At 32.5% G+C, this 10920-nt stretch carries 11 protein-coding genes; 9 read left to right on the forward strand and 2 right to left on the reverse strand.

Annotated elements, in window-relative coordinates; translation table 11 throughout:
• Positions 1 to 22 precede the first annotated feature (22 nt).
• Together CW357_RS12775 and CW357_RS12780 are read left to right on the forward strand one after the other, a co-directional pair.
• On the forward strand, positions 23 to 1336 hold the full coding sequence (locus CW357_RS12775) for a CitMHS family transporter (RefSeq protein WP_124218249.1): 1314 nt from the start codon (positions 23 to 25) through the stop codon (positions 1334 to 1336).
• Between the two features lie 158 nt (positions 1337 to 1494).
• A complete protein-coding gene (locus CW357_RS12780) occupies positions 1495 to 2598 on the forward strand; it encodes an AbrB family transcriptional regulator (RefSeq protein WP_124218250.1) in 1104 nt (367 codons plus the stop codon).
• Positions 2599 to 2752: 154 nt separating this feature from the next.
• On the opposite strand, the gene CW357_RS12785 is transcribed toward CW357_RS12780, so the two are convergent.
• Together CW357_RS12785 and CW357_RS12790 are read right to left on the reverse strand one after the other, a co-directional pair.
• Entirely contained in the window at positions 2753 to 3574 is an 822-nt protein-coding gene (locus CW357_RS12785; RefSeq protein WP_124218251.1) for an exonuclease domain-containing protein, read from the reverse strand.
• Positions 3575 to 3761: 187 nt separating this feature from the next.
• Positions 3762 to 4259 carry a hypothetical protein gene (locus CW357_RS12790; RefSeq protein WP_124218252.1) on the reverse strand — a complete coding sequence of 166 codons (498 nt, stop codon included), beginning with the start codon at positions 4257 to 4259 and terminating at the stop codon, positions 3762 to 3764.
• A gap of 371 nt (positions 4260 to 4630) precedes the next feature.
• On the opposite strand from CW357_RS12790, the gene CW357_RS12795 reads away from it, so the two are divergent.
• The 7 genes from CW357_RS12795 to CW357_RS12825 all read left to right on the forward strand — a co-directional run bounded on the left by CW357_RS12795 (position 4631) and on the right by CW357_RS12825 (position 10838).
• Positions 4631 to 5296, forward strand: coding sequence for a response regulator transcription factor (locus CW357_RS12795; protein WP_124218253.1), 666 nt, complete (start codon positions 4631 to 4633; stop codon positions 5294 to 5296).
• Positions 5293 to 6657: a HAMP domain-containing sensor histidine kinase gene (locus CW357_RS12800; RefSeq protein WP_124218254.1), complete on the forward strand. Its 1365-nt coding sequence runs from the start codon at positions 5293 to 5295 to the stop codon at positions 6655 to 6657. Before CW357_RS12795 ends, CW357_RS12800 begins: the two co-directional genes overlap by 4 nt.
• A gap of 182 nt (positions 6658 to 6839) precedes the next feature.
• Positions 6840 to 7751: an ABC transporter ATP-binding protein gene (locus CW357_RS12805; RefSeq protein ID WP_124218255.1), complete on the forward strand. Its 912-nt coding sequence runs from the start codon at positions 6840 to 6842 to the stop codon at positions 7749 to 7751.
• On the forward strand, positions 7748 to 8458 hold the full coding sequence (locus CW357_RS12810) for an ABC transporter permease (RefSeq protein ID WP_124218256.1): 711 nt from the start codon (positions 7748 to 7750) through the stop codon (positions 8456 to 8458). The genes CW357_RS12805 and CW357_RS12810 overlap by 4 nt, the downstream gene beginning before the upstream one ends.
• Positions 8459 to 9178: an ABC transporter permease gene (locus CW357_RS12815; RefSeq protein WP_124218257.1), complete on the forward strand. Its 720-nt coding sequence runs from the start codon at positions 8459 to 8461 to the stop codon at positions 9176 to 9178.
• A gap of 99 nt (positions 9179 to 9277) precedes the next feature.
• Entirely contained in the window at positions 9278 to 9784 is a 507-nt protein-coding gene (locus CW357_RS12820; RefSeq protein WP_124218258.1) for a GNAT family N-acetyltransferase, read from the forward strand.
• A gap of 79 nt (positions 9785 to 9863) precedes the next feature.
• Positions 9864 to 10838 carry an NAD(P)H-dependent flavin oxidoreductase gene (locus CW357_RS12825; protein ID WP_124218260.1) on the forward strand — a complete coding sequence of 325 codons (975 nt, stop codon included), beginning with the start codon at positions 9864 to 9866 and terminating at the stop codon, positions 10836 to 10838.
• The last annotated feature ends 82 nt before the right edge of the window (positions 10839 to 10920 follow it).

Below are 10920 nucleotides of genomic sequence, written 5' to 3' on the forward strand. Positions count from 1 at the left end.
TATAGAAGAGGAGGCGATCGTTATTTTAGCTGTAATGGGTTTTTCAATGATTGCTATTTTTACATTTCTCATCATGTCAAAAAGAATGTCGCCAATTGTAGCTTTAATGATTATACCTTTGTTGTTTGCAATACTTTGTGGTTTCGGGACAGAAGTTGGAGACATGATGCTTGAAGGTGTAAAACAAGTGGCACCGTCTGCTGCTATGCTGTTATTCGCAATACTATATTTTGGAATCATGATTGATGCAGGGCTCTTTGATCCACTAATTACAAAAATATTAAAGATTGTAAAGGGCGACCCGGTTAAGATTGTAATGGGAACAGCTGTATTATCCCTTTTGGTGGCACTGGATGGAGATGGAACGACGACATATATGATTACTGTTTCGGCATTCCTACCATTGTATAAAAGAATGGGAATGAATCCTCTTATATTAGCAACAGTTGCAATGCTTTCTCTTAGTATTATGAGTAGTATGACTCCTTGGGGAGGACCAGCAACGAGGGCAATTGTATCTTTAGGAGTTGATCCAACTGAATTTTTTGTTCCACTTATACCGACGATGTTAATTGGTGCTATATGGATAATTTTCATCTCGTATCTCTTGGGTAAAAAAGAAAGTAAGAGATTAGGAGTTGTGGAAATACAAAAGAAAAACGAGGATTATGAGATTTATTCGGAACAAGCTGCTACGTTAGAACAAAAACCACTGTTACGGATGGACAGATGGTGGATTAATTTACTATTGACTGCAATACTGATGATTGTGCTTGTCTGGGGGATTTGGCCTGTTTCCGTACTATTTATGATTGGTTTTGGATGTGCGTTGATGGTAAATTATCCGAGCCTAGAACAGCAAAAAGAACGAATTGTCTCACATGCAGGAAATGCTTTAACTGTTACGGCGTTAGTTTTTGCGGCCGGCATCTTTACAGGCATTCTATCAGGGACAAAAATGGTTGGAGCAATGGCTACTTCACTTATTAACTTAATACCCGATTCTTTAGGGACTTTCTTTCCTATCATTGTTGCTGTGACAAGCATGCCTTTCACTTTTGTGATGTCAAATGATGCTTATTACTTCGGTGTGCTTCCAATTCTTGCTGAATCCGCAGCATCATATGGGGTGGATACAATAGAAATCGCTCGTGCATCAGTACTAGGGCAACCCATTCATTTATTGAGTCCATTAGTTGCTTCAACATTTTTATTAGTTGGCATGGTTAATCGTGATTTAGGGGATTACCAGCGGTTTGCGTTTAAATGGATGTTTTTCACTTCAATAGTATTAATTATACTAGCACTTTTAACTGGAGTTATTTCATATCGCTAATCATTAATTTACTGTAACTGAATGTTAAAGTGTTTATTTTATTAATAGAAAACACTATTATCACAGGAGTTAAGTTGTTCTAATTTTTCTTTTAAGGTGTGGGAAGCAAACAGCTTTACCTATAGGCAATATGAATTTTTTTATAGAGAAGGGTTTGTATGAAAAAGTGGAGTTCAATTAAAGAGAAGGCGATTGTTCAACTTTCTATATCAGGTATTGTTGCTTTTATTGGTGGATGGATATTTACTTTGATCCATGCGCCTATTCCTTGGCTACTTGGGAGTATGACAGCGATGTTATTGGCTTCACGAACTAAAGGAATGACATTCATTTGGCCTAAAGTCCTGAGAGATATAGGTTTAGTAATTGTCGGATATTCAATTGGATTGTCGTTTACACAGGATGCGCTAGCTGATATAGTTCATCATTTGCCTTACATGTTGCTGCTGACCTGTTTTATTATCCTTATGTGCGCTTGTATAGCCTTTCTGGTAACTAAACTATCAGGTATTGATTATCCAACTGCCCTCACAAGCAGTATTCCAGGAGGACTATCACAGATTGTAGTTTTTGCTGAAGAGGTAAAGGGAATCGATATAACCATTGTAACCTTCTTTCATGTTATTAGAGTCATGATGGTTGTGTTCCTATTTCCTTTCCTGGTTTTTCATTTGCCATTTACAGAAAAAGAAATTACATTTTTAAACGAGCATTCTTCTAGTGATGTCGACAAATGGAGGGGGTTATTTCCAAGTATCATACTGTTTACAGTTATTTGTGTATATGCAGGAAAGTTGGCACAAAAGTGGAAGGTGCCAGCCCCGTTTTTTCTTGGTCCTGTCATTGCAGTAACGATATTGACTTTATGTGGATTAGAAGGTCCGGAAATTCCATCAAGTTTATTGGACCTCTCCAAATTTTTAATTGGCGGTTATATAGGTTTGTTGTTGAAAACGGATAAATTGGCTAATAAGAAAAAAATGATTCCATTGGCATTTTTGAGTAGTTTCCTAATTATTTGTACTACTTTAGGTTGTAGCGTCTTCCTAGCGAATCAGTATAACTTGTCTTATGTTACAAGTTTTTTGAGTCTAGCGCCTGGAGGGATGGATCAGATGGGGATTATCGCATATGAAGTAGATGCTGATTTATCAACAGTTGCCAGTTATCAATTGTTCCGAATGCTCTTAATTTATATGGCTATCCCACCAATACTACAATTGGTATTGAAATGGAGGGTTAAGAAGAGCGCTAGTAAGTAAATTTACTTTAATATAGATTGATAGGTTTGAAGAGAAAAGGGTGTCTTTTGACAGCCCTTTTATTCGTGAAAATTTTTAATCATGTAGTAAAGAGGGGTACATCTTTTGATTTAATGTAAAGAGGGGGATTTCATTAATAATTTAACAGGTTTATTTACTTAAAATAGGTGCGAACTTTTTCTTCAGGAATAATTTTAATAGCAAAGCCATCTGCTTGCAATTGCTCGGCTTTTTGAAGTTTTGAGCTTTTTTGACCTGATTGTGCTTTTTGCCAGCTACTGTTACTAACAATAAGCATATCAGTTTGTTTTGTAACAGTATTGCTAAATATGCCACCATAAGATCGTATTTTCTTTGCAGCCATTGATCTAGTTAAACCTTCCAATCCACCTGTAAAAACAATTGTTTTTCCTTGGAAGTCGGTAGGAGAACTAAATGAGGAGTTTTGAACGGATAATTGTGATTGGTTATTTGTCAGTTTGCTAAGGGCAAAATCATTAAAATACTGTTCAAAACGTAAAATAAGTTCTGCAATTATTTCAGCTCTTTCTTTGTCTAATGAAATATTAAACTGTGATGCAATACTTTGTAGTGTATAAAATTGAAGATGCTTTAAGTTCTGTTTTGAAAATGAAAGAATATCGCCAAAATGACAGTATGGCATTAGCTTATTTATAGAAGTACACGCTTCTTCAATGACAGATTCATCAAAATCACGGTAATATGCTATCACAATTTGATTCGTTAACCAATGATTTAAAATGGGATAAAAATCCTCAAATACAGATGAAAATCGCACCATATCTTCTGTAATACCATGATGAGAAGTATGGTATTCATCAAATGGTTGATCGGGATTAATATATGTAAATAGGGTATCTACTACCTGATTATCAACTATTTTTACAAGACCAATCGAGCAAATGCTATCTCTCCATTGATTGGCCGTCTCTATTTCAATTGCGATAAAATCCAATTAACTTCCTCCAGTAAATCTATAATGCAAACATTATACCAATAAAGACTAGGCTAAGAAATATTTAAATTTACAAACCTCCTTAGTGAATTTTTTGAAGATGTAGAATATACAACCAATGTAATTCCTTACCTATCAATAAATACCGAATATCTGGTGGAATCTCACCGGATATTCGGTATTTTAATTAGGTATCACCTACCAATATATATTTAAATTTACCATCGTTATCAAATAACACTGAAATTAAATATCTCTCTTCATTCTTAAGGTCATCAAGATAATATCCAATTTCCGTACTTTCAGGCTCCCTATTAAAATAGGCTATAGACATTGGTAATTTGGCTTGTTTGATTAGAAATGGTGCACTTTCTACATTTTTTGGTAGGGCGAAAATTATTTTTCCGTCTTTTACTTCAAACCCAACATTATAACTGCGCTTTATCTCTTCATATTTCCCATCTGTAATTAACCACATAATGTTCCTAGATGTACCATCAAACTGCTGTAAATGAACGCTATAATCATCTTTAACTTCTTTTAATTCTACTTTTAATTTCTGAATTTCTTTTTGTTGATTCTCAATCTGTGTGTCGTTTGCCGTATCTGAAGAATTCTTTTTATCCTCTTTATTGGAACAGCCAAATGCGAAAAGTAAAATACAAATGAGAATGCATTTTTTCACCTTATCCCTCCCATTAATCCTCTTTTAATTCCTTATAATATACCATCTAAAATCAAAAAAAGTAAAATTTATCAAAAGGTTGTTTATTAAACTAGAAAATGACTTTAGTATTTTATAATAAGAATATACATTCCTTTTTAGGAGGCGTTCAAATTTTAAACAGTTAAAAGTAGATGATAAATTGTAGTATCACCCACAGCGGAAAATTAAAGTATTTAAAAGTTTTTCGTGTGAAAGACTTTAGAATATGACGTTTTATCTCATTCATCCCTACTTATGGTTTTTTAGGTAGAATTATAAATATCTTCAAAAAATAATTTAAAAGTAATATATACTAATAATATAATTCTAGAATAATTGAGGTGTTAAGATTGGTTCATATTTTATACATAGAAGACGAGTTTGAAATTGGTAATTGGGTTACAAATCTATTAAAAGAAAAAGGATACATGGTTACTTGGCTAAAGTCAGCTGATAGAGAAATTAATCCTACTGGAATAGATTTAGCAATAATTGATGTGATGCTTCCAGGATTAGACGGATTCTCAATTGGTAAGCGGTTTAAAAAAGAAAATAATAAGTTACCTATACTTATGCTTTCTGCACGAACAGCTATAGAAGATAAAATTGAAGGACTTAGTTTTGCAGATGATTATTTAACAAAACCTTTTCATCCCGATGAACTTTTTGCAAGGATTGAGGTTTTATTGAGAAGATTTCAAAAAAATGACGATATTTTAAGGTTAGGTCATCTAAAAGTTTATACAAAAGATTTGAGAATTATCGATCAGAACAAAAATGAGGAAATTCAACTAACAGGAAAACAGTATTTTCTATTTCAATTTTTTATCAGGCATTTAAATCAAATTTTAACTAAAGAGCAACTATATGAAGGTGTATGGGGAGAGACATACATGGAAGGTGATAAATCATTAATGGTCCATATTCGACATTTGAGAGAAAAATTAGAAGAAGATCCCTCAAAACCAAATATCATTGAAACAATTCGTGGAATTGGATATAGGGTGAAACAATGAAGAAATTTTTTAAATCGTTATTAGCAAAATATATGATAATTATTTTAACTGCAATATCTATCGTTCAGATTGGGTATTTAATGATTGCTTTATTTTTTATTAGTATAGATCATCAATCTGAAAAGAATTCAGAATACACTACAGATAAAATTGAAGCAAAATGGCATAAAGATATCAATAGTATCGGGAATAGTAAGAATATTAATAATGTTTTTGATGAGTGGAAAAACGAATTTCCAAAATCAACAATGTTTTGGGTTGATGGGAATGGGATTTTAAAAGAAAAAGTAAATCTCCATAGTCAATTACCAGTTAAGTGGGATTCAACATATACTGCAAAATTTATAAAAGAAAACTATGCAAATGATCCCTTTACAGTTATTGCATTTCTAGGTAAAGATAAAGATACAAATCAAGGCTTTGCTGTTTTGCAACTTCCTAGAAAAACATTTAATCCACCAATAGCTAAAGCAAATGAAAGATATGGCACAATATTAAGTCTTGTAATGTTATGTTTTATTTTTGTCTTTATAGCGATATCTTTTCTCTTTTTTAAGAGCATTCGAAAGAGATTATTGAAGCTGCAGGAAGCTATGGCGTTTCGAGGTGTTGATCAACTACCATTAGAAATTCAACAAAATAAGATGAAAATGGATGAAATTGGTCAGCTTGAACAAACATTCAATCAAATGGTTATCGAATTGAGGGAAAGTAAACAACGTGAAAGTCAGGAAGAACAACTAAGAAGAGAGCTAATTGCAAACCTTTCGCATGATTTGCGTACACCTTTAACGAAATTAAGTGCCCAAATTTATATACTTGAAAAAGAAAAGCTAACACAAGATGGAAAAAATGCAGTAAAAGCTATGGACAGTACAGTTGTTCATATCGATCATCTTATTGAAAACTTAATGTCCTATACATTATTAATGGCAAGTAAGTATAAATTCACTCCAGTTCAGGTAGATATTGTTCGGTTCGTTCGCGAGAGCATAGCTAGCTGGTATCTTGTATTTGAAAAGGAGGGATTTACGATCAATGTTGAATTATATAGTTTAAAAGATTCAAATTGGTTTATGGACCCTGTATGGTTCGGAAGAGTATTAGATAATTTATTCCAAAATGTCCTTCGCCATGCAAAAGAAGGGTTGTTTATCGAGGTGAAAACGGTCAAGACAAACGAATATGATGGGATTATTATACGAGACCATGGGAAAGGTATAAACAATGAATCGACCAAAAAAGGAGCTGGGATTGGATTATCCATAGTAGATTTAATGTTGCAAAAGATGAAACTTGAATGGGAGATTCAATCGAATATGAATGGCACTACTATTTTGATAAAGAAAATTTTACAATGAAATTATACTTATTAAAAATAACTAAGGTATTAATAACAACAATATATTTAATTCTTTTACTATCAGTTCTTCTATTATTGGAAGAGCTGATTTTTTAGTTTTTAAAGATTTAAACAAAATTTAAACTTCCTACTTACTTAAATTTAAACTTTATTTTTTAACATAATAGAGAGGTGATTATAGTGGAATATATCTTGCATACAAAAAATTTATCAAAAAAGTTAGGAAACGATTATGTTGTTGATGGGGTAGAGTTGAAAATACCTAAAGGTGAAATATATGGATTTTTAGGTCCAAATGGGGCTGGTAAAACAACTACAATTCGATTGATTTTAGGATTGATGAAGCCAACCGATGGCGAAGTATTTCTTTTTAACAAAAATTTAAAACATAGCAAAATTGACATATTGCATAAAGTTGGATCAATAGTAGAAAACCCATCTTATTATCCACACTTAACAGCTTTCGAAAATTTAGAAGCAATTCGAAAAATCTTAAATGTAAACCCATCAAGAATTGAAGAAGTGTTAAAAATCGTTCGGTTATCGGAAGTAGGTAATAAGAAGGTGAAAAATTTTTCTTTAGGTATGAAACAGCGGTTAGGAATTGCTGCAGCCTTGCTACATAATCCTGAACTGTTGATTTTAGATGAACCAACAAATGGATTAGATCCATCTGGAATAATTGAAATCAGAGAATTGATTAAGAGTCTCCCGTCAAAATATGGAATGACTGTTTTAATTTCAAGTCATCTATTGTCAGAGATTGAACAAATGGCGACAACGGTAGGTATTTTAAATCGAGGAAAGCTTATCTTTCAAGACTCAATTGAAAAAATGCAATTATATGCGAAACGAAAGATTACACTTAAGGTAAGTAATGTTGAAAAAGCATCAAAATTATTACTAGCAAAGGGTATAAAAACTGCATACAAAGATGGAAATATCGAATTAATAAATTGTTCAGATGAGAATGTAGCACAAACTGTTGCAACACTTGTACATGATGGTTATTCTATTTTCCGAATTGAAGAGGAAAAGAGCTCATTAGAAGAAATCTTCCTACAAATAACCAAGGGAGAGAATAGAATATGATTAAAAATATTATTAGGACAGAACTTTTGAAAATAAAACGAAAGGGATTTTGGTTATTATGTTTTTTAGGTCCTTTCGGTGTCATTTTAATGCAAATAGTCAATTATGGAGTTCGAAAAGAATACCTTTTGAAACAAAGCGATGATGATTGGAGCTATTATTTAGAGAATGTTATTTCGTTTACACCATTAGCCGTTGTACTTGGAATTGCCATATTGACATCTTTAATGGCGAGTATAGAAGATGAAACAAATGCATGGAAGCAATTAATGGCATTACCAGTTTCAAGATTAAATGTTTACTTATCAAAATTTGTCATTTTATTTTGTCTATTTTTATTATCATCATGTTTATTGATGTTCTTTACACTTGGGTTTGGTCTTTTTCTTCATTTAGGTCATACTGTACCTTATTTTTCTATTTTTAAATATAGTTTTTATCCTTTTTTTGCGGCAATACCAGTACTAGCATTACAGTTATGGATTGCTGTTGTTAGTAAAAATCAAGGAATACCTATTACAACTGGTATTATGGGGACAATCTTATCTTACTCAGGGGATGCATTACCAGATTGGTTGATATGGAAGTGGCCATCTTTGGTAAATGCATGGGAAAAACCAATCCTAAATGTTGTATTAGGTATAACTTTTGGATGTGTTCTTTATCTAGCTGGAATGTTCGATTTTAATAGAAGGGATGTGAAATAGTTGAAAGATATATTATTGACAGAATGGTTTAAACTGAGAAAATCCAAAATAATTTCAATTATTTTAATTGGACCAGTAATAGGATTAATCACTGGAATTAATACCCCACTTAAATTTAAAGTCAACTCATGGGAATTTGTTAATCTATATATGATTGTGACATATGCGTTATTATTTTTACCTCTTATTACAAGTGTCCTTACAGGTTTTATATGTAGATATGAGCACCAAGCAGGGGGATGGAAGCAACTTTTAGCTTTACCTGTTTCAAGAGGACAAGTATTTACAGCCAAATATGTTGTCGTAATATTATTGGTAATGGTTATTCAACTATTATTTTTGTGTTCTTTAATTGTTGTGGGGATAATAAGAGGATTTAGTGATCCTTTCCCTTACGAAATGGTTTGGAAAAGTATTATAGGTGGATGGTTTGCGACATTACCATTAGTAGCTTTACAATTATGGTTGTCTATCTTGTTTAATAATTTTGCAGCACCTTTTGCCATTAATGCTATGTTAACGTTGCCTTCGATATTAATCATCAATTCAGAACGTTTTAGTCCCTATTATCTCTGGGTACAACCTTTTTTGATGATGTATAGTGCTGGAGATAAGAATAATGACTTTATTGTACTAGGGGATCAATTAATGATTATTATATTAGGAAGTTTGATCTTTTTAATTGGTGGCTATCTTTATTTTCAAAGAAAAAATATTTAACAGTCAATTTCATGTTCCTTTCTATCAAATTAATATATATAATTCAATTAAATATTAAGAAAATATATACTATTTTAAATTTTATAAGGAGAAAATCGAATGATATTGATTAGGTTAGCAGAGGCAAAAGATGCTGAAAAAATGCTTTATATTCAAGAGAAAGTTATATCGGAAGAGAAATATTTAATAACAGAATTAGAAGAGTTTTCTCAAACAGTAGAAGGCCAATCTAAGTGGATTGAAGACAAACAATTAAATAAAAGAGAAGTTATTTTTGTTGCGGAAATTCAAGATGAGGTGGTTGGATGGATTGTATTTCAATCACCATCACGAATAAGAATGGCTCATACCGGGGATTTTGGGATGATGGTACTTCCAGATTATCGTCATAGAGGCGTTGGAAAAGCGTTACTTAATGCATTATTAGAATGGGCAATCAAAAATCCTTTAATTGAAAAAGTTTGTTTAGGCGTTTTTTCAACAAATGAAAATGCCATTAAATTATATAAAAATATGGGATTTAAAGAAGAAGGGAGAAAAGTAAGGGAAATAAAATTAAACAGAAACGAGTATATTGATGACATTTTAATGTACAAGTTTGTATAAAGTATTATTATAGGTTTTTTTTATACTATAAACTGGTGGAAATGAATGAAGTTCTAAATGAGAGGGAGGCTGTTTGATGATGAAAACACGTGTAACTGAGATATTAGGTATTAAATATCCAATTATTCAAGGGGGGCTTGCATATTTAGCTTATGGAGAGTTAGCTGCGGCTGTTTCGAACGCAGGTGGATTAGGGCAAATTACTGCTGCAACATTAAAAACAGCGGAAAGACTCCGAGAAGAAATTAAAAAAACACGTTCATTAACAGATGAACCATTTGGTGTGAACTTTGCTATTTCACGACATGATGGAAAATATGAAGAATTGTTAGAAGTTGCAATTAAAGAAAAAGTAGCTGCTATTTCAATTACAGGAGGAAATCCTAAACCAGTTTTAGAGAGATTAAAAGATGAACCAATTCGTAAACTTGTCCTTGTTTCAGGCGTTAGACAAGCACAAAAAGCTGAAGAGCTAGGAGCGGATATCGTGATGGCAGTTGGACAAGAAGGGGGAGGACATCTTGGTCGAGAAGATATTGGAACCATGGTACTTGTACCAAGAGTTGTTGATTCTGTATCTATACCCGTATTAGCGAGTGGTGGTATTGGAGATGGAAGAGGGTTACTTGCAGCACTTGCATTAGGAGCGGAAGGAATTGAGATGGGAACACGATTTATTGCAACAAAAGAATGTATTCATGCAAGCGATGTATATAAAGAAGCACTAGTTAAAGGAAAAGAAACAGATACTGTTGTCATTAAAAAATCTCTAGGAGCGCCTGCACGTACTATTAAATCACCTTTTACAGAAGAGATTATTCGTAAAGAGCATAACGGAGCTACGTATGAAGATTTAAAAGATTACATTAGCGGAAAAGCAAATTGTAATTATATTTATGATGGTAATTTAGAAACTGGTTTTGGGTGGGCCGGTCAAGTAATGGGGTTAATCAATGATGTACCGACAGTGCAAGAACTGATTGATGGAATGATTCAAACAGCTAATATTAAAAGAAAGAATCTTAAAGAAATATTTGAACAACCTAATATTTGAAAATCATTGCTTCCAGAAAACAGGTCATTATGGTAAAATCCAATTATTACATAAAAGCCCAGGGGTGAAATGTCAATCATAA

This window comes from Rummeliibacillus sp. TYF005 (assembly GCF_003844195.1).
Taxonomy (GTDB): Bacteria; Bacillota; Bacilli; order Bacillales_A; family Planococcaceae; genus Rummeliibacillus.

Bases quoted from the DNA above. Each gene is read 5' to 3' on its own strand.
- CW357_RS12820 (WP_124218258.1), top strand. From the start codon at position 9,278: ATGATATTGATTAGGTTAGCAGAGGCAAAAGATGCTGAAAAAATGCTT.
- CW357_RS12780 (WP_124218250.1), top strand. From the start codon at position 1,495: ATGAAAAAGTGGAGTTCAATTAAAGAGAAGGCGATTGTTCAACTTTCT.
- CW357_RS12800 (WP_124218254.1), top strand. From the start codon at position 5,293: ATGAAGAAATTTTTTAAATCGTTATTAGCAAAATATATGATAATTATT.
- CW357_RS12825 (WP_124218260.1), top strand. From the start codon at position 9,864: ATGAAAACACGTGTAACTGAGATATTAGGTATTAAATATCCAATTATT.
- CW357_RS12810 (WP_124218256.1), top strand. From the start codon at position 7,748: ATGATTAAAAATATTATTAGGACAGAACTTTTGAAAATAAAACGAAAG.